This is a genomic window from Shewanella metallivivens, from assembly GCF_028750675.1.
Lineage (GTDB): Bacteria > Pseudomonadota > Gammaproteobacteria > Enterobacterales > Shewanellaceae > Shewanella > Shewanella metallivivens.
The window spans coordinates 158,792-179,105 of the sequence record NZ_JAQQPZ010000006.1; the positions used below are offsets into that span (position 1 = coordinate 158,792).

Annotated in this window: 18 protein-coding genes; 15 read left to right on the forward strand and 3 right to left on the reverse strand. The window is 43.5% G+C overall.

All coding sequences use genetic code 11. From position 1 onward, the window contains the following. Positions 1 to 116 precede the first annotated feature (116 nt). Both PQR79_RS10110 and PQR79_RS10115 read right to left on the reverse strand, forming a co-directional pair. Positions 117 to 782, reverse strand: coding sequence for a flagellar brake protein (locus PQR79_RS10110; protein WP_238102608.1), 666 nt, complete (start codon positions 780 to 782; stop codon positions 117 to 119). A gap of 280 nt (positions 783 to 1,062) precedes the next feature. After that, positions 1,063 to 1,476 carry a hypothetical protein gene (locus tag PQR79_RS10115; protein WP_238102607.1) on the reverse strand — a complete coding sequence of 138 codons (414 nt, stop codon included), beginning with the start codon at positions 1,474 to 1,476 and terminating at the stop codon, positions 1,063 to 1,065. A gap of 236 nt (positions 1,477 to 1,712) precedes the next feature. On the opposite strand from PQR79_RS10115, the gene PQR79_RS10120 reads away from it, so the two are divergent. The 14 genes from PQR79_RS10120 to PQR79_RS10185 all read left to right on the forward strand — a co-directional run bounded on the left by PQR79_RS10120 (position 1,713) and on the right by PQR79_RS10185 (position 17,385). Beyond that, positions 1,713 to 4,073 carry a TonB-dependent receptor gene (locus tag PQR79_RS10120; protein ID WP_424530056.1) on the forward strand — a complete coding sequence of 787 codons (2,361 nt, stop codon included), beginning with the start codon at positions 1,713 to 1,715 and terminating at the stop codon, positions 4,071 to 4,073. Between the two features lie 11 nt (positions 4,074 to 4,084). Beyond that, on the forward strand, positions 4,085 to 6,238 hold the full coding sequence (locus PQR79_RS10125) for a dihydrolipoyl dehydrogenase family protein (protein ID WP_238102606.1): 2,154 nt from the start codon (positions 4,085 to 4,087) through the stop codon (positions 6,236 to 6,238). A gap of 217 nt (positions 6,239 to 6,455) precedes the next feature. After that, complete coding sequence (locus PQR79_RS10130) at positions 6,456 to 7,214, forward strand: DUF547 domain-containing protein (RefSeq protein ID WP_238102965.1); 759 nt, start codon at positions 6,456 to 6,458, stop codon at positions 7,212 to 7,214. Further along, positions 7,201 to 8,493: an ABC transporter substrate-binding protein gene (locus PQR79_RS10135; protein WP_238102605.1), complete on the forward strand. Its 1,293-nt coding sequence runs from the start codon at positions 7,201 to 7,203 to the stop codon at positions 8,491 to 8,493. The genes PQR79_RS10130 and PQR79_RS10135 overlap by 14 nt, the downstream gene beginning before the upstream one ends. 50 nt (positions 8,494 to 8,543) lie before the next feature. Next, positions 8,544 to 10,196, forward strand: coding sequence for an ABC transporter permease (locus PQR79_RS10140; protein WP_238102963.1), 1,653 nt, complete (start codon positions 8,544 to 8,546; stop codon positions 10,194 to 10,196). Positions 10,197 to 10,204: 8 nt separating this feature from the next. Continuing rightward, entirely contained in the window at positions 10,205 to 10,879 is a 675-nt protein-coding gene (locus PQR79_RS10145; protein WP_238102604.1) for an ATP-binding cassette domain-containing protein, read from the forward strand. Between the two features lie 61 nt (positions 10,880 to 10,940). Continuing rightward, positions 10,941 to 11,621 carry a CDP-alcohol phosphatidyltransferase family protein gene (locus PQR79_RS10150; RefSeq protein ID WP_238102603.1) on the forward strand — a complete coding sequence of 227 codons (681 nt, stop codon included), beginning with the start codon at positions 10,941 to 10,943 and terminating at the stop codon, positions 11,619 to 11,621. Further along, positions 11,621 to 12,430, forward strand: coding sequence for a sterol desaturase family protein (locus PQR79_RS10155; RefSeq protein ID WP_438270815.1), 810 nt, complete (start codon positions 11,621 to 11,623; stop codon positions 12,428 to 12,430). Before PQR79_RS10150 ends, PQR79_RS10155 begins: the two co-directional genes overlap by 1 nt. 189 nt (positions 12,431 to 12,619) lie before the next feature. Continuing rightward, a complete protein-coding gene (locus tag PQR79_RS10160) occupies positions 12,620 to 13,705 on the forward strand; it encodes a methyl-accepting chemotaxis protein (RefSeq protein ID WP_274408473.1) in 1,086 nt (361 codons plus the stop codon). Between the two features lie 174 nt (positions 13,706 to 13,879). Further along, positions 13,880 to 14,572 (forward strand): 5'-methylthioadenosine/adenosylhomocysteine nucleosidase, encoded by a 693-nt coding sequence (locus tag PQR79_RS10165; RefSeq protein WP_238102601.1) that lies wholly within the window; start codon positions 13,880 to 13,882, stop codon positions 14,570 to 14,572. Positions 14,573 to 14,687: 115 nt separating this feature from the next. After that, positions 14,688 to 15,692 carry a cobalamin biosynthesis protein CobD/CbiB gene (locus PQR79_RS10170; RefSeq protein ID WP_238102600.1) on the forward strand — a complete coding sequence of 335 codons (1,005 nt, stop codon included), beginning with the start codon at positions 14,688 to 14,690 and terminating at the stop codon, positions 15,690 to 15,692. A 199-nt stretch (positions 15,693 to 15,891) separates the two neighbouring features. Further along, entirely contained in the window at positions 15,892 to 16,284 is a 393-nt protein-coding gene (locus PQR79_RS10175; RefSeq protein ID WP_238102599.1) for a DUF2721 domain-containing protein, read from the forward strand. Then, complete coding sequence (locus PQR79_RS10180) at positions 16,281 to 16,907, forward strand: trimeric intracellular cation channel family protein (protein ID WP_238102598.1); 627 nt, start codon at positions 16,281 to 16,283, stop codon at positions 16,905 to 16,907. Before PQR79_RS10175 ends, PQR79_RS10180 begins: the two co-directional genes overlap by 4 nt. Position 16,908: 1 nt before the next feature. Further along, on the forward strand, positions 16,909 to 17,385 hold the full coding sequence (locus tag PQR79_RS10185) for a nuclear transport factor 2 family protein (protein ID WP_238102597.1): 477 nt from the start codon (positions 16,909 to 16,911) through the stop codon (positions 17,383 to 17,385). A 62-nt stretch (positions 17,386 to 17,447) separates the two neighbouring features. Here PQR79_RS10185 and tyrS read toward each other — a convergent pair whose 3' ends face one another. After that, positions 17,448 to 18,644 carry a tyrosine--tRNA ligase gene (tyrS, locus tag PQR79_RS10190; RefSeq protein ID WP_238102596.1) on the reverse strand — a complete coding sequence of 399 codons (1,197 nt, stop codon included), beginning with the start codon at positions 18,642 to 18,644 and terminating at the stop codon, positions 17,448 to 17,450. Between the two features lie 125 nt (positions 18,645 to 18,769). On the opposite strand from tyrS, the gene PQR79_RS10195 reads away from it, so the two are divergent. After that, positions 18,770 to 20,302 (forward strand): peptidoglycan DD-metalloendopeptidase family protein, encoded by a 1,533-nt coding sequence (locus tag PQR79_RS10195; RefSeq protein WP_238102595.1) that lies wholly within the window; start codon positions 18,770 to 18,772, stop codon positions 20,300 to 20,302. The last annotated feature ends 12 nt before the right edge of the window (positions 20,303 to 20,314 follow it).

Sequence of the window (20,314 nt, forward strand, 5' to 3'; positions counted from 1 at the left end):
GTTGCCCCGCATAGCCTGTGATTGATTACAGGCTACTACTGATTATAACGTACCGAGTTTGCTTGTGAATTTTAGCGCATCTATATGATGCGCATTTTTTTGCCCAAAAACAGTAATTATTTATTCGCAGAGTTCACTAAAAAGTGGCTAAACAATTTGTTTTTTAACTCTGGGTGTTCATCCGAAAACCTAACCCCTATTGTCATTTCGCCTTCAAGTTGCTGCACCTTAACCGCGGTTCCGGTCAGAATGCCTGACAAGTTTTCATCAATAGAAATGGCCACATGTATTTCAGCATCTTGCTCAAGAACCATCGATTTAGGGGCTAAAGTGACAAAACACCCTGTCAAAGAAAAATCGAGCATTTTAGCAATGATCTTATTGTCGTTGTGCATAATAAACACATCTTGTTCAATATCGACTCGCAGCTGCTCTCTGACCTTTTTCTTAGTGATCGATTTTGGCACGCTAAGGCATAACATACGCACTGGATGATTCACCATTGATAAAATAGAGGTCTTAAAGGCAATGATGTCTTTAAAGCCACTGTTCGTCATTGCTCTCACCACAATTTCAGCATTGGCTAACATATGCTGGTAAGCTTCAGAAAAATCTTTAGTGGGAAATTCAATCAAAATAAAACGGTTGATTTGATAACCAATCAAACTCGAACGAGATTGGACTTTTTTACCATTAGCAAAATGGATCTCAACAAACAAATCCATACCAATATCAATTAAGCGCAAATCGTCAAGCAACTCGCTCACTGGTGTTTTTATCATAGAACTTTCACCCTGTAAGTGGACGTGATAGAGCTCTGCTTCATCAATCTATTGACCCAAAATTTCATCATTAACATAAAGATAACAGATTTCGTATTGTTCTACCTAGAGCTTGCCAGTCTTTGTGAAAAAGAATTTTGTTTCTTTTAGCCAGAAGCAATAGGAATATGACGCGACATAAACAATCTTAATAGAATAACGCGCTCACCGACAGAGGGATAAATAACCCTAAAACAATTCAGGCCAGCAATGCTGGCCTGAAATACCAATAGTTACATCGTTATTTTACCGTAAACTTAGTATCTTGCTCTCTTAACAAGTACAAGGCAAAGCATGCTGCCCACATTGGCCATGCAGCAAAAAACAATAAATTATTAAACGCATCAATGTATTGATTAAATGCAGATAAGGTTGACGCACCGTGCATTAAGAAAATCACGCCATAGGTTAGGCGTTTTTTAATCCCAAGCACAAAGGCAATCACCAATAATAATTGCAAACCGCCCATGATGTATGCAGCAATTTCATTAACACCACCAATGCCATAAAACTTCTCGAATATTTTCATGCTGTGACCAGGATTAACAAATTTATCCAATGTCCACACGAGCATCACCAAAAATACACCTAAGCGTAAAGACAATAACGACCACTGCAACTTGCTTTCAACATCGCTGGTAAGTGTTGTTTGCATCATAATTCCTTAAAAAATATAAATAAAACTCATTCTGATGAGTGATTAATAAGCTAGACTGAGATTGCCTGACTAAAAAGTTAATCAGCGCCTAAATGACCGAACTTAGTCAGTTTATGTTGCACAACCACTTATTCCATTTAATTCTAAACAAACTAAATTTGGCATAAGATTGTTGTAATAAATTCGTTAATCATGAGGTCTTTTAGGCCAAGTTCATCACAGCAGAAAATATTATGCCTATTCATCGTTACCCAAATCGCTCCATGACAGCTGCAGCTGTTGGCTTAGCCTTATTCTCTTCGTTAACGGTTGCCGCTGATGACACTTCAACGATTGAAGTGATCCATGTGTCAGGCAAAGCGATTAACGATAAAGGTTTGTCACCTAAAAACAGCACCGTTGATGGCCCCTTTGGTGATGGTATTGCATTAAAAGATATTGCTCGTTCGGTCACTCCGATAACCAGCGAAATGATTGAACAGCTTAATATCATCGATTTATCAGATATCCAAAAAGTCAGTCCCAATAGCTACTCAGCTAGCGGCTTTGGCGCGTCAAGCTTACCAACGATTCGTGGCCAGTTAGGCGAGTTATACCAAGACGGTGTGCGTCGCCAGGCAGGTAATAATGGCTTTGGGATCCCAATGTCGTTTAACGCCATTGAGCAAATTGATGTGGTAAAAGGTGCGCCACCTGTCTTGCTAGGTACTAGTCAGCGCAATGGAGGCTTTGTTAATGTGCATTCAAAAGTGGCCCCCACTAATGACAAGTTTACCAACCTCACAGCCTCAGCAGGCAGTTGGGATCATTATCGTGCTCAGATAGATGTCGCGACAGACATTGTAGAAAACCAAAGTGGCGTACGTTTAAGCGCAGAACATATCGACAATGGCAGCTATTATGATTACTCAGGTTTTCAAAGCGACAGCATATTCGTGGCATTTCGCCTATTGCCAGATAATGCCAGCACCTGGGACATCAATCTCGAATACTATGATGTCGATTTTACCGACAACGCCGGGATTAACCGCCCAACCCAAGCATTAATTGATGATGGCTTATATGTTACCGGTCAAGGTGTGCAGCCTAATGGCAGCACCATACCAGGCGCTAATGCCATTGTGTCGCCAACCGGATTAGTGAAAATAGATCGCAGCCAAGTTTTAACCGATCCAGACAACATCAACAACGCGCAAACGTTTATCGTTCACAGTACCTACGTGCGTGAGTTAAGCGATAAGGCCACCGTTAAAAACATTAGCTACTATCAGCATTTAGAGCGTGAAGAAATTGCCCAAAACAGTTTTGTTGAAATCATCGATGGCGCAGATACGGCACAAAACCGGGTTGAGTTAGCCTATCAATGGAATGATGCACAAAGCACCATTGTGGCCGCCGATATCCGTTACAACAAGGTATTAGGTTACAGCCAATTTACCACCGAAGCAGACTTACCCATAGATTTAACCGGCCCCATTGAAAACCGTCGTATTCCGCTAACAGCAGAGCAACAAGCTAGATTAGTTGAGCTTCGCCCAGGGGTGTTTGTGTCACCTGGTGCACAATACGACATTGATGGCGACGGCAGTGGCGACTATTCATTGTCTGACACGACAGACTCAACCAGTTGGCAAACTGGTATCGCGATCCAGCACAACAGCCAATGGACGGACAAGCTGTCGACCAGCGTAGGTTATCGTGCCGATTTTTATGATGTTAAGGCACGCGATGCCATAGCCCCTCAAGGGCAAATCGCCGCCAGTGACGCCATTAATGAAATGCTCGAATCAGGACAAATCAGCATTAGCTATCAGCTTAGCGATTTTATCACCACCTATGCCAGCGCCAGTTATAACGAATCGACCTCAAACAGTATGGCAGGCGGCACCACATTAGGCGCCAATAACCAAATTAGCAGCCAAAACTTTGCTACCGAAAACACCTTAACCGAAGTGGGCATTAAATATGCGCCAAGCGATAGTGCCTGGTATGTCGATGCAGCAGTGTTTGATCAAAAACGCAGTCTGCGAAATCGTGATGGCAGCAATACAGGTATCAGAACTAAAGGCTTTGAGGCGCAAGCCTTTTATGATGCCGACCCTTATTGGTTTAGCGCGGGTTACAGTTACTTAGATGCGCGTTATGATAATTCTGCCAGCAGCCAAGATACGGTACAAGTGGCCGATGCCTTTGATAATTCACGCCCAGATATCATTGCAGGTACGGGAATAGGCGCGCCAAACTTTGCCTCATTTGCACCATCAAACAGCCGCGTACAAGGTCTACCTGAACAATCGCTCACACTTAATGGCGGAATGTCGATTACTGAAAAATGGAAAGCCGGTTTCTCCGGTCTCTATACCAAGAGTTACCCATTAGACTATTTAGCGACTGTGTATATTCGCGATCAATACACGCTTAACATTAACACTCGCTATGATTTTACCGAGCAAACAAGTTTAAGACTGGACGTCAATAACGTGACTAACCAAAAGAATTGGCGCCCGGTGTTTGAAGGCGGTTATTTCGGATCAACCTTGGTTTTTCCTGAACTTCCGGTTAATGCCACCCTAACCTTACAGCATTCATTTTAAGGCGATAAATTATGTTTAAAAAAATTGTGTTATTACTGATTGCAGCGTCATTAGTGGGGTTATTTTTCCACTTTGATTTGCATCAATTATTGACCTTAGAGGGTCTAAAAGGCTCGATGAATGACTTTAGTCAATTACGTGAACAATCACCATTGTTAGTTATTGGCGGGTTCTTTTTATTGTATGTGTCCGTGACCGCATTATCCTTACCCGGCGCAGCGATTCTTACCCTCGCATCAGGTGCGTTATTTGGTATTGTCGAAGGGTTAATTATTGCCTCATTTGCCTCAAGCATTGGAGCAACTCTGGCCTTTTTAGTGTCGCGTTATCTATTACGTGACTCAATTAAACAACGCTTTCCAGAGCGCTTAGCGGCGATTGACGCAGGCATTGAAAAAGAAGGCGGATTTTACCTATTTACCTTGCGTTTGGTGCCAATATTTCCATTCTTTCTAATCAACATGTTAATGGGTGTGACCGGGTTTAAATCGTGGACTTTTTACTGGGTAAGCCAAGTCGGTATGTTTCTGGGCACCTTTGTGTACGTTAATGCTGGTACGCAACTTGCGCAAATTGACAGCCTGTCGAACATTTTATCGTTTAACCTAATTGTGTCATTTGCACTATTAGGGTTATTCCCACTTATCGCTAAGGCCATCGTTAACATGATTAAAAAACGTCGTGTATACAGCAAGTGGACTAAACCCGCTAAATTTGACCGCAATATGATTGTGATTGGTGCAGGAGCGGGTGGACTCGTCACCAGTTATATTGCCGCTGCAGTAAAAGCCAAAGTGACCTTAATTGAGGCCGGAGAAATGGGCGGCGACTGCTTAAATTATGGCTGTGTGCCCAGCAAAGCGATGATTAAAAGTGCCAAAATAGCTGAGCAAATACGTAATGCCCATCATTACGGCCTAGAAGACAGCACACCTGAGTTTTCGTTTAAAAAAGTCATGGCACGTGTACACCAAGTGGTAGCCGATATTGCCCCGCACGACAGTGTTGAGCGTTATACCAATTTAGGGGTTGATGTCGTAAAAGGTTACGGCAAATTAATCGACCCATGGACAGTCGAAATTACCTCCGCAGATGGCAGCACTCGCCGCTTAACCGCGCGCAGCATTGTGATTGCCACCGGTGCTCGCCCATTTGTGCCGCCTCTACCGGGCATAGAAGAAGTCGGTTATGTTACCAGCGATACCTTATGGGACGAGTTTGCCAAACTCGATGCTGCACCACAAAAATTAGTGGTACTGGGTGGCGGCCCAATCGGTTCTGAACTGGCACAAAGTTTTGCCCGTTTAGGCTCGCAAGTCACTCAAGTTGAAATGGCTGAGCGCATCATGATTAAAGAAGATCTTGAAGTGTCTGAGTTTGCAACACAGGCATTACGTAACAGTGGGGTTAATATTTTAACCTCGCATCAAGCACTGCGCTGCGAACTGCGTGAGGGTAAAAAATACCTTATCGTTAAGCATCAAGATCAAGAGCACGCTATCGAGTACGACCAGTTGTTATGTGCCGTCGGTCGCAGTGCACGTCTAAGCGGTTACGGCTTAGAAGAACTCGGCATTGAAACCAATCGCACCATTCAAACCAATGAATATTTAGAAACGCTATACCCTAATATTTATGCGGCAGGCGACATTGTTGGCCCATATCAATTTACGCATGTGGCCGCACATCAGGGCTGGTATGCGGCAGTGAACGCGTTATTTGGTCACTTGAAAAAATTCAAAGTCGATTACCGGGTTATTCCATGGACCACCTTTATCGATCCAGAAGTGGCTCGTGTCGGTATTAATGAATACGAAGCCAAACAGCAAGGGATAGAGTATGAAGTCACACGCTTTGATTTTGCTGAGCTCGACCGTGCCATTACCGACAGTGCCACCGATGGTTTTATTAAAGTGATTACCCCTAAAGGCAAAGATAAAATCTTAGGAGTAACCGTGGTGTCAGAACACGCTGGTGATTTAATTGCTGAGTTTGTATTAGCGATGAAACACGGCCTAGGACTGAATAAGATTTTAGGCACCATACACAGCTACCCAACATGGGCCGAAGGTAACAAGTACGCCGCAGGAGAATGGAAGCGTAACCACGCGCCAGAAACCGTGCTACGTTGGTTAGAGAAATATCACACATGGCGTCGTAGCTAGTCATTTAAAAGACATAAAATGCTGGCAGTTAACTGCCAGCCATTAAATGATGCACGCGTAAATCAATCGTAAACTGCCCGGCAAGGGATACTGCCGATAGCAGTCAGAGAACCCCAAAATGAATAGCATATTCAAGGCATTTATCAAATATGTGGTTATTGCGCCCTTACTCAGTAGCACCTTGCTGTTTAGTCAAATCAGTGTGGCTGCCGATACCATGCCAGCGGTCGTTCAAACAGGGCAGGCCTTGCACCAACAATGGCAAGCACTCGTGAGTCAGCACGTAAAGCCGATTAATCATGGCAGCAGTAGCACGGTAGATTATGCAGCGATGCAGCAGCAACGTACTCAACTGCAAAGCTACCTCAAGCAGCTCAGTAGCATCAGTCAGATGCAATTTGATGCATGGAATAAGGCATCGCAATTGGCATTTTTAATCAATGCTTACAACGCCTGGACGGTTGAGTTCATCTTAACCAAATATCCTGATATTGAATCGATAAAAGATCTTGGCGGATTGTTTAGCTCCCCCTGGGATAAAAGCGTTATTCCTTTACTTGGTAAAAATCGTAGCCTCAATGACATTGAGCACAAGCTTATTCGTGGCAGTGACAGATACAATGATCCGAGAATTCATTTTGCGGTAAATTGTGCCAGTATTGGCTGCCCTGCTCTGCTTGAAGAAGCCTATACCGGTGCTAAGCTTGAGCAACAGCTTGATGCACAAACCAAACGTTTTTTAGCTGACACTAGCCGTAATTATGCCAAAGGTGACACGGTATATTTGTCTGCCATTTTTAAATGGTATGGTGATGACTTTACCCAAGGCTTTGCTGGGGCGGATTCTGTTGAGGCGTTTTTATTGTTGTATCCTAACGCATTACAACTTAATGCAGAGCAGCAAGTTGCGGCAAAAAAACAGCAATTAGATATCGATTTTCTTGATTATAACTGGTCGTTAAATGCGGTTAGATAAGCCAATGTGCTTCAATAAAATTTATCACATCATGCAGCCTATTGTGGCGGCTTTGGCATTGGGTGTCAGTGTATATGCTTGCCTTTGGACGAGCGTAGCTTATGCACAAACCAATGAGCTTGGCGCATGGAAAGAGATTGAAGCGCGTGGCAACAATCAAGATGTGTACTTTCATGCTTGGGGCGGCGATCCGCAAATCAATCGCTATATTCAGTGGGTTGCCGAGCAAGTTAAGCAGCAATATCAAATCAATTTACACCATGTCAAACTCACCGACACAGGCGAAGCGGTCAGCCGAGTGTTAGCAGAAAAATCAGCCAATAACGATAATAACGGCAAAGTCGATTTAGTGTGGATTAACGGCGAAAACTTTGCCGCCATGGCAAAGCATCAATTATTAACACCAAACTGGGTAGCGCAATTGCCCAACTTTGCCTTAACCGACCCAGACAATAACCCTGCCATGAGCCGCGATTTTGGCGTACCGACTCAAGGCATGGAAGCGCCCTGGGGCAAAGCGGCATTGACGTTTTATTATGACAGCCGAGCGACACTATCTACGCCGCAAACCTTGCAACAATTAAGTGCATGGGCCAAACAACATCCAGGGCGATTTACCTACCCTAAACCGCCTGATTTTTTAGCCATGAGCTTTTTAAAATATGCGCTAATCGCGCTTAACAACAGTCAGCCTGATGCCATTAAAAATAGACTTTATCAACCCGCTAGCGCTCAAAGCCAGGCATTGTTATTGCCTCCACTTTGGCAATTCTTAGACGATTTACATCCAAACTTATGGCGTAAAGGACGACACTTTATGTCTAGCGGGTTAGCGCTGCGCCGATTAATGGGTGATGGCGAGTTAGCATTAGCATTTACCTTTTCGGCCGCCGAAGTGCCCGCCGCTGTCGCGCGCTTTGATTTGCCAGACAGCACCCGAAGTTATCGCATGCGTGATGGCAGTTTAAGCAACATCCATTTTATTGCTATTCCTTACAATGCCGCCCACCCAAATAGTGCCAAATTGGTGATTAACTTTTTACTCAGTCCAAAAGCACAGGCCAAAAAACAACAAGCAAGTGTGTGGGGAGATACCAGCGTGCTTGCTATACCGCAATTGCCCGCAACGCAACAGCTGTGGTTTGCTCCACCTACAGAGTCACATCCAAGCGCCAATATTGCTAATCAAGGCAGCAGTCCCGCATTGAGCGAGCCTCACCCAAGCTGGACTAACGTCATTGCAGCGCAGTGGTTACAGCGCTATGGAGTGATGCGGTGATAACAGCAAAAAGTGGTTTTAATACCTTGGTACGCAGTAGCCCATATTTAATGATGGCTTTGCTGGTGCTGCCCGTTATGGGTGGGCTAATTGCAGTGGTTTTGCCCGCTTTGGGCTGGTTTCCGGTACTTGGTTATACTCAATTTAATCTCAATGGCTTTGTAGATTTATGGCAAACACCCGGCATTGGCGATATGGCGTTGCTCAGTGTATCCACCAGCTTTATTAGTACGATATTGGCTTTTGTCATTACCATGTTGATTTTGGGCAGTTACTTTACTAGCCCCTGGCTGGCTTATATTCAACGTTTGTTGGGACCGATTTTAGTTATCCCTCATGCGGCAGCGGCGATTGCTATCGGTTTTTTAATTACCCCTTCGGGGATGTTTTCACGGCTGATGTCACCTTGGTTTAGCGGCTGGGATTCTCCACCCGATTGGCTTTTTCCACATGATGCAATGGGCCTAAGTATTATTTTAGGCTTAACCCTCAAAGAGTTGCCTTTTTTATTATTGATGGCACTGGGTGTACTGGCACAGCCTGAGTTAGGCCATACGCTGCGCGCTCAACATCGAGTGGCATTAAGCTTGGGTTATTGCCCAATGACCGCTTTTTTCAAAGTGGTGTTACCCAGCTTATACCCGTTTTTACGTTTGCCAATTTTAGCGGTACTTGCCTATGCCAGTGCCAGTGTCGAAATCCCATTAATTTTAGGCCCCAATAGTCCGCCGACGCTTGCTGTGGCTATTATGCAATGGTTTCACGATGTCGATTTAAACTTGCGCATTAAAGCCTCCGCGGGTGCCATTGTACAAATAACCCTGACATTACTTTTACTGCTTGGCTGGTGGCTGACAGAAAAGCTCATCAACACCCTGTCTCAATCTATGCTGGTTAATGGAAAACGAGAATATGCCGGTGCCATTATGCAAAACATGACTCACGTGATTACCCTAGTGATGTTAACGGTTATCGGCTTAGCCTTACTTGGTATGGTGTTATGGTCTTTTGCTGGTTTTTGGGCTTACCCTGATGTGCTGCCTCACACTTTTGTGACTCAGCATTGGCAATCGGCGTTGCAACAAATGCGCACGCCGCTACTCGATACAGTGTTAATTGGAGTTAGTGCGACGGGATTAGCGATTGTGCTGACCTTACTGACGCTAGAATCTGAGCAACATACCAGTAAAGCCATCTCAAGATTAACCAGTGTGATCATCTATTTACCTTTGCTTATACCCAGCATTGCGTTTTTATTTGGCTTAGTGTGGTTATTAGAACAAATGAACAGTCACCATACCTTTATTAATGTGGTATTGGCCCATTTACTCTTTGTTCTGCCCTACGTATTTTTATCGCTGGCGAGTAGTTACCGCCGTTTAGACCCACGATTTAGCTATGTTGCCGCCAGTTTAGGGGCAAGTCAGGCAAAAATATTTTGGCAGATAAAATTACCCATGTTGCTGGTGCCAATTTTTATTGCTGTGGCACTAGGGTTAGCCATTAGTTTTAGCCAATATTTACCGACATTATTAGCCGGTGGTGGGCGGATTAATACCATTACCACTGAGGCGGTGACCTTAGCGAATGGCGCGAGTCGACGTACCAGCGCAGTTTACGCCTTAGTACAAATGCTGCTCCCCGCTCTGGTTTTTCTGCTCGCATGGGCGCTGCCTAAAATGCTGTTAACACACCGCGAATAAGGATACATATGCAAAAACACGAACGCACTAGCGCGGCGATGGCTAACACCTCTTCGTTGGTGATTGAACAGTTAACCCTTAAGCGGCAACAGCAGGTATTGTTATCATTAAACGAAACCATTGCTGGCGGTGATATCTTGACCGTTATGGGCCCATCAGGCAGTGGTAAATCGACATTATTGAATTGGCTCACCGGAATGCTGCCAAAGGGGTTTAGTGCCAGCGGAGATATCTACCTAAACGAAAAGAAAATCACTGACATTGCCAGTCATCAACGACAAATAGGATTATTATATCAAGACCCATTGTTGTTTCCGCACCTCACTGTGGCGGGTAATATTAGCTTTGCTATGCCTGCCGAGGCCAAAGCACAACGCAAAGCAACCATTAGCCAGGCATTATCTCAAGTGGGACTAGCCGGATTAGAACAACGCTGCCCGCAAAGTTTATCTGGGGGGCAACAAGCTAGAGTCGCGCTACTGAGAGTGTTACTCAGTCAGCCCAAAGCCATTTTACTTGATGAACCTTTTAGTAAACTTGATAGTCAATTACGCCAAGAAACACGCCAGTTAGTGTTTGAGCAAATTCGCCAACACAAACTGCCGGCGATTATGGTCACTCATGACCAAAGCGATGCCGACGCGGCCCAGGGCAAGATTATTTCGTTGTTTAGCGTGGATTAAATCTGCAATGCTTTTTCGACATATATAAACAACAAATGTATCAATAAATTGGAAAACACAAATGCTAGATAGATTCATAACACCTGTGATCAAGCCGATGCTTAAACCGCTTGTATTGCTACTGGATAAAAAACAAGTGCAACCCGACCAACTTACATTAGTCGGTTTTATCGTGGGTATGATGGCAGTGCCTTTTTTGGCGCTACAGCTATGGTATGTGGCATTATTTTTTATTGTATTAAACCGCGTGCTCGACGGCCTCGATGGTGCGCTTGCGCGTCATCAAAATCACACAACGGCAGCAGGCGGTTATTTAGATATTTGCCTCGACTTTTTATTTTATGCCGCTATTCCTTTGGGGTTTGCGCTCGCGAATCCCAATGAAAATGCACTAGCCGCTGCCGTGCTTCTCACTGTGTTTATCGGTACTGGTTCGAGCTTTTTAGCATTTGCTATTCCGGCTGAAAAAATCAATTTACCGCGACCTCAATTTGTTCATAAAAGTTTTTACTTCTTAAATGGCCTTACCGAAGGTACTGAAACTATAGGATTTTTTGTAGCATTCTGTTTGTGGCCTGCTTACTTTTCAGAGCTTGCTTACACGTTTGCTTTTTTAGGCACGATAACCATTTTTACCCGTGTACATGGGGGCTATAACACCTTAAAAAATCACATGGCGATTCAATCATCTGCCAGTAAGGTCAAGGTCAATCACACCCCTGTTGAGGATCCTAAAGCATGATAGATGACATGGTGACCATTAGATTGGGGGTGTTTTTAACCATTTTGGCACTGATGATGAGCCTCGAAGCCTTGTTTCCTGCCAGAAAGCTCATTAACAGTCCCCAGTCAGCCTCAATGGCAACACGTTGGCTGGGCAACTTTGGCTTACTCGTGATTTCATCGGTTATCGCTAGGTTGATTTTACCGATAGGTTTGGCAGGTTTTGCCTTGTATGCCAGTGCGCAACAATGGGGGCTATTACATTATTTGAGTTTGCCGCTTTGGCTTTATATCGGCGTCAGTGTGTTGTTACTTGATATGTTGATTTATTGGCAGCACAGGTTGTTTCATCGCATTCCTGTATTGTGGCGTTTACATAAAGTTCACCACGCCGACCGCCATGTCGACAGCAGCACCGCACTGAGGTTTCACCCCATCGAAATCATTGCCAGCCTTGGTATAAAAGCCGTCGCCATTGTACTCTTTGGTTTGCCCGCTGAAGCGGTCATCTTGTTTGAGATATTACTCAATGGCTTTGCTATTTTTAACCACGCCAATATTCGCTTACCCGCCAACATTGAAAAACTCGCTCGGTTAGTCTTGGTCACCCAAGTTTTGCATCGCATACATCACAGCCAACTGATGATCGAAAGCAACAGCAACTTTGGCTTTAGTATTATTTGGTGGGATAGGCTGTTTGGCACTTACACTGCACAAGCCAGTAAGCCTGATAATCAAATTGATATTGGCCTAACCCAATACCCTAACGCCAAACAGAATGCATGGCTCGGCGGTTTATTGTGGATGCCTTTTTCCAATAAAAAGTAATCACGCTATCGGTCGCACCAACTCAATCTAACATACTGTTTTTTGCAAGATAAAAAAATCATTCTTGTTAAACGTATACACTTGAAATTAATATTATCTTTATTTGTGATATGTAACGTTTCAGGTCCTTGATTAAACTGCTCATCGTCACCAAAATGATGATTATCGATGCTCACCAATAGAGATAATATGATCGGTTTTACTCAAGGTTTAAAAACGAAAATTGCCGAATTAGAACAATTATTGGCAAGCAAAGAACAGCAACATGCCGATGAGCTAACACAATTACACCACAACATTTCACAATTAACTCAACAGTTAACTCGTTGTGAACAACAATCAGAATACGATACAAATTGCACTAATTTACAGCGGCAAGGTACTTCGATGCTCAATGATATTCGTGATAGTACCCTAGCGAATTCAGTAAAATTAGATGAAGAAAAACAAATGCTCGACGAGGTAGACCAACTCTTTGGCCAAACTCGCGTAGCCATAGATAACTTAAAAGGTCGTGCAGAAAACTTAAACGAACATGCAGAAAAAAGCATGGCAACGGCAGAAGAGTTGAGCCAATCGGCTAATGGTATTAGCCACCTAGTAGCCTCTATTCAACAGATCTCAGAACAAACCAACTTACTTGCACTCAATGCCGCCATTGAAGCAGCCCGGGCTGGTGATGCCGGACGTGGCTTTGCCGTGGTCGCTAGCGAGGTCCGTAATTTGGCCAGTAATGCGCACGATGCCAGTGCCAATATTGAAACATTAGTGGCTAAAGTGATTAAACAAACTGAACAGATTAAACAAGTGGTTATCACCAATCAAACTTGTTCAAGTGACATTGCCGTCTCTTCAGAACAAATCGATCAAGTAGTCTCTGATGTATTACAAACCTCAAGCCAAATGAAACAGGTGATTGGTGAAGCGTCAATGACTGCATTTTTAACCACGGTCAAATTAGATCACAGCGTTTGGAAGAGTCAGGTTTACAGTATCCTTGCCAATAGAAACCACAGTGCCAGTGTCAATAGCCATACCGAGTGTCGTTTAGGTAAATGGTATTATCATGGCGAAGGCCAACAATTTGCCAGTTTGTCGAGCTTTAAAGCCATTGAACAACCTCATAAAGCGGTGCATAGCGCAGGAAAAGCCGCAGTAGTGGCAATGCAATCGGGCCATGAAGCAGAAATGTTAACTCACCTTGAAACCATGGAAAATGCCAGTATTAGTGTGGTACGCGCAATAGATAAATTGCTTGTACAAAGTCAATATTAATAAACGCTTTCGCTTAGTCGCCGCTAAAAAAAATTCGTTAGCCAGTTAACACCTGGCTAGCAGATTGTGCCATGTCGCCCTTATCACTAAAATCTCCCGCGTGTTTTCACAAAATCGCCTGCCCATGCTATATTAGCGCCCATTCGAATTTGTTTAATCAGTTAAGGTTTATCCATGAAGATCGGTATTATTGGCGCTATGGAGCCAGAAGTTGTTCATTTAGTACAAGCCATTGTTGAGCCCGAGCATACTACTATCGCAGGCATCGAATTTATTAGCGGTAATATTGGCGATAAACAAGTGGTTGTCACCCGCTCAGGCATTGGGAAAGTCGCTGCCAGTATTGCTACAACGTTACTGATTGAAAAGTTCGCGGTATCACATGTGATTAATACCGGTTCAGCAGGTGGTTTTGTTGACTCATTGGCGATTGGCGATATTGTCATTTCATCTGAAGTTCGCCACCACGATGTAGATGTCACCGCTTTTGGTTACGAGATTGGCCAGATGGCACAACAGCCGGCCGCTTTTTTACCTGAGAGCACATTAGTCAATGCCGCTAAACAAGCCGTTGCAGAATTAGGGGAAGTGAACGCCATTGAAGGGTTAATTTGTACCGGCGACAGCTTTATTTGCGATCCTGTTCGCACCAAAGTGATGCGCGAAAACTTCCCAACTATGGCGGCATGTGAAATGGAAGGGGCAGCCATTGCTCAGGTTTGTCATCAGTTTAACGTGCCATTTGTGGTTATCCGTTCTTTATCTGACAATGCTAATAATGATTCGCCAGTGGATTTCGACTCGTACATCATTAAAGCTGGTATGCACTCTGCTATGATGGTGATAGCACTGCTACAACAGTTATAACTGTTTCACATGGTTTCAGCGTCGGGTTAAGAGTCGTTGAATCCATGGCTTAACCACTAAAATAAACGACAGCGCCTGTATCCGCTTGCTCTTGTAGCCAAAATATCGAGCCGTTATGATTAATCCATTATTTAATCCACAATTGTTAAGCCAGGACGGTGGACTCTTACAAAGCTTCTGTATTTTATTTTGCGCATTAGTATTAGCTCGATTTGCCCCTATTTCTAGAGATTTACAACCCCTGCTTTGGTTTAATCGCATAGCTGTTTTAATTTCGACTAAGGTCAATCACCCTGAACGCGCTGTCAGCCAACAACTTACCGCTGGTATTCTCGCCACTCTCATTCTTATTGTTCCCTGCGGAATTATTGTGAGTTTTTTACTGAATTTGGCAGCTTACCCATGGTTTTTTGAGCTAATTATTTTATATTTTTGTTTGTGTGACTCCGCTTTTAAACCGGTCGCAGAAAAGGTCGTTGATGCCATTACATCTGGTCATAAACAAGATGCTAAGCAATTGCTCTCGCCTTGGGTAAGTCAAAACACGCAAGTGCTCTCTGAGGTAGGATTGAGTAAAGCCACCATCGAGAAACTGTTTACCACCCCAATATATGGCACCATAGCCACTATTGTATTTTTTGCCCTTGGCGGTGCCACGATGACCTTAGTGGTGAGAATGCTAAGACAGCTTGAACACAGCTGGCCACCTTATCATCCTCATTTTCACGTGTTTTCGAGTTTTATCTGCCAATTCAATCGGGTAATCTTCTTTATCCCTACCTTGCTATGGCATTGCTCATTGGCTATTCAATTTGGACAGCTCGGCTTCAAATCAGTTTGGAGCTCAATCATTCCCCACGCCAACAGCCAACAACTTAATAATCAGTATGGTAGTTATGCTTTAGCGGCTAATTTATTAAAAATAGAATTGGGTGGACCACAACAGTTTATTGAAAACGGCACCAGCATCCGAGTGGATTTAGCCAAAGTAAAAGCCGGCCCACTGCCTGATCATCGCCACATAAACCAAGCGATCACCGTCACGCAAACTGCTAACTTATTTTGGATAAGCTTAACCTTATTACTGCCGTTGATTTGGGTAGGATTAAGATTTATTTAAAACATGTAAATCCTGTTTTAAACGCGTTATTATTTAGCGATAATAGCTAAAATTTGCGGTTAAAGACGCATTGCGATGTAACGTCATAAGTCTTTGTTAATATAAACATCTGGCTAAAGGCTGACATCGTTATAATCGTCCCCCCTCTTTAGTCAGCAACTGTTGATTATTACCAGCGTAAAATCTGCTTAGGAATACCATGTTACTCAATAATTTACATGTATCGTTAACCACTCCGGCACTATTATTTCCGGCAATCTCCTTATTATTGCTGGCTTACACTAACCGCTTTTTCTCTCTTGCTGCGCTCATTCGTAACCTCAGCAGCAATGACAAGCCGGTACAAGATGAACAAATTAAAAACTTACGCCAACGGATTATTATCATCCGTAAAATGCAAGAAGCTGGTGTCAGCAGTTTTGCCTTGTGCGTGCTTTGCATGATATTAATTTATACCGGTTTTAATCAAACGGGTTCAATTGTGTTTGGCCTTAGCTTACTGTTATTACTCTATTCATTGATTTTATCGGTGATTGAAATTCGCATATCTGTTGATGCACTTAACATTCACCTCAAAGAGCTAAGTAAATGAGTCAGTGGATTTATGTTTTCGATTTATGTGGTACCGCAGTATTTGCGCTTTCTGGCGCACTTGCAGCAGGAAAACACCGCATGGATCCGTTTGGGGTGATTGTACTTGCCTCTGTCACCGCCATTGGCGGTGGCAGTATTCGTGACGCATTGATTGGCGCAACACCGGTATTTTGGATCCGAGATCCCAATTACATCATTGTTATTTTAGCAACAGTATTGGCTTGCTTGGTCTTAGTGCGTAAACCGCATAAGTTACCGGCACTGACCTTGCCTGTTGCCGATGCCCTGGGGTTAGCATTATTTACCGTAATTGGTGCAGAAAAAGCGTTATTAATGGGATTGTCAGGCATGATCGCCGTCGTTATGGGGTTAATTACCGGTGTCGGTGGCGGGATTATTCGTGATTTACTTTGCCGCCAAGTTCCTATGGTATTACGAACAGAAATTTACGCTACTGCTTCCATCGTTGGGGGGATCTGTTATACCTTAAGCTTAGTTGTCGGAATGGACAGCATAACTTCGATGTTTATTGCAATGATAAGCACGTTAATCATTCGCTTAAGCGCTATCCGCTGGCATTTATCATTACCGGCTTTCGACTTAAAAACAAAGAGAATTTAATGTGCGAATAATCTTGTTATTGTGTTGTTTGGTATATAGTTTTTCAGCCCATGCCAATATAGGCGACATGCCAAAAGAGCAGCAATTGGCCATGAAGTATATGGAAGCGTTAACTGACCACGACTATTCTGCGCTGCGACGTTTTTATTCTCGTGAAACCATTTTTTACGACAAAACCGCGAATACCACCTACACAGGTAGCCGACAAATTATTGGATTTCTACAACGTGCTCATGAAGGTGTTCTTGAATACCGTTTAAACATAGAACATATGTTTAATACTGGCTCGTTAGTGGTAATTATTGGCAGTTACCGTCTACGAGGCCCAGGTGACCAGTACGGTAAACCGGGCAAAGTGATCGATCTTGCGGTTCCGGGAGTAACGACACTCAAATTTGACAACAATACCGAACGTTTAATTGAGCAAATGGACTTAATGGATTATCAAACCATGTCAGACCAACTCGAATCGCAGTAAATCATGAATCGCAGACATAAAAAAACGGCTTCAGAAGCCGTTTTTTATGGGTGATTAACGTGTTATTTCAAAATCACTTTAGCAAATTTACGTTTGCCTACTTGGAATACAGCTTCAAGACCCGCATTAAAGCTTTGACGGCTATCTTCAACTTTTTCACCATCCATCTTCACCGCGCCTTGCTTAATCATGCGCATACCGTCAGATGTTGAGCCCACAAGGCCAGCATCTTTCAGTAAGTTAGCAATCGCTAAGCCATCGCCAGCTACCAACACAACTTCATCGATATCATCTGGGATCGCGCCTTTTTGGAAACGGTCAATAAAAGCTTGATGAGCAGCTTGCGCTTGTGCTTCGTCATGGAAACGCGCAATGATTTCTTTAGCTAATAAAATCTTAATGTCACGTGGGTTAGTGCCATTTTCAACGTCTAGCTTGAACTGCGCAAGCTCTTCAAGCGGACGGAAAGACAATAGCTCAAGGTAGCGCCACATAAGATCATCTGAAATCGACATGATTTTGCCAAACATTTCGTTAGCAGGCTCGCTCACGCCAATATAGTTATGCGCCGACTTAGACATTTTCTTAACGCCATCTAACCCCTCAAGCAGTGGCATCATAATCACGGTTTGTGGTTTTTGCCCTTCTGCCTTTTGTAACTCACGACCCATCAACAAGTTGAATTTTTGATCTGTACCACCTAATTCAACGTCAGCTTCTAACGCTACCGAGTCATAACCTTGCAGCAATGGGTACATAAACTCATGGATCGCAATCGCTTGGCCTGACGCGTAACGTTTTTTAAAGTCGTCACGCTCCATCATACGGGCAACGGTTTGTTGTGAGGCTAAACGGATCATACCGGCTGCGCCTAATGGCTCTAACCAGCTAGAATTAAATTCGATACGGGTTTTAGCAGGGTCTAAAATTTTATAAACCTGCTCTTTGTACGTTTCAGCGTTAGCAAGTACTTGCTCGCGAGTGAGTGGAGGACGAGTACTGTTTTTCCCACTTGGATCGCCAACCATACCAGTAAAGTCACCAATCAAGAAAATCACTTCATGACCTAACTCTTGAAAGGTACGCATTTTGTTTAAAATAACCGTGTGACCTAAATGAATATCTGGAGCGGTAGGATCTGCACCTAATTTGATGCGTAAAGGACGCCCTTCTTTGAGCTTCTCAAGCAAATCCGCTTCAAGTAATATCTCGTCGGTACCACGCTTAATTTCTGCCAATACTTGATCTAAATTCGCCATCTCTACTGCAACTCCTAGGGCTTGCACAAAAAATAAAGAGGCCTATGTTACTTGTTAGCCACGGCAAATGAAAGAGTGTACACTTAGCATATAATAACGCGAGAGAGAAATTGGTACCTGAGTCAATGGCAAAGCTTCTAACTTTATTCACATTGTTGCCAAAAGCACATCAAATCACATTGTCTTTATTAGTGATGTTGACCGCGATTATTCTGATGTTTCCATCGGAAGACGCGCAAGCCTCTAAACAAACCGGTTTAGTCGATAAATCCGCCCCTCAAAAAAACATCGAAACCAACACGCGTTATACCGTTCCATTGGCCTTTAGAACCCCTTCTGCACCAAACGCTGACACCAGCAATAAAGAGCCCGCTGACAATATTTTTGATGACACAATCCAATCATTACAAGTTGACTCAGATAACAACGGCCAAGCCACCGCTGACGATGAGGCATTTAGCCAACATTTAGCCAAGCTAAAAACACGCCCTAACGACGTAGATGACGTCATTAATGAGCTTGATGAACAAGTTGCTAAACAAAAAGCGCAACTAAAACAGCAAGCGAGCAACGATGATGACAACGTAGAATATTATGAAGTGGTTAAAGGCGATACTTTAGGCGGTTTATTTAGCCGTGCAGGCCTTAGCGCAAAAGATGTATATGACATTACCCAATTGCCCTTAGCAAAAAAGAATTTGCTTAAAATCATGCCCGGCGAAGAAATTGCCATCACCAAAAATGACTTAGGTGAGTTAACAGAGCTGAGCTATCGTATGGACAAGGTTTCAACCTTAGTCATTAGCCACATAAATGATACTTACAAAGAAGTGGTTAATACCAAAAAAGTTGAAAGCCGCACTTCGTTCATTACCGCCACCATCAAAAGCAACTTTTGGAATGCCGCTGCTGACGCGGGTTTATCGGGGAATCACATTATGGAACTGGCCAATATTTTTGGCTGGGACGTCGACTTTGCCCTAGACATCCGCAAAGGCGATCACTTTTCATTATTGTTTGATCAAGAGTACGCCGACGGCCAGTTTTTACGTAACGGTAACATTTTAGCTGCCGAGTTTATTAACCAGGGTGAACGCTACACTGCTGTACGTTATACCGATGGTGAATATTACTCTGAAACGGGTAATAGTATGCGCAAGGCATTTTTACGCTCACCAGTTGATTTTAAATATGTCAGCTCTAACTTTAATCCTCGTCGTTTACATCCTGTCACGGGTCAAGTTAAGGCCCACCGTGGCGTTGATTACGTAGCCGCCATTGGCACTCCCATTAAAGCGGCGGGTAAAGGTAAAGTGGTAGAGTCAGGTTATAACCAATTTAATGGTAACTATGTATTCATTAAACACAATGAAACCTACACCACTAAATATTTGCATCTTACCAAACGAAAAGTCAGCCGTGGCGACACCGTTAAACAAGGCCAAATTATTGGTACACTTGGCAAAACAGGCCGCGTTACAGGTGCTCATTTACATTATGAATTTATTGTTAATGGCGTACATCGCAACCCTCGCACCATAGACCTGCCTAAATCAATGCCGATTAACCGTAATGAATTAGGTAAATTTACGTCTTTAAGCAAGCAGTTAATGGCGCAATTAAAATCAAATCAACAGCAACAATTGGCAAGCAATTAACTCGTTTGTCAA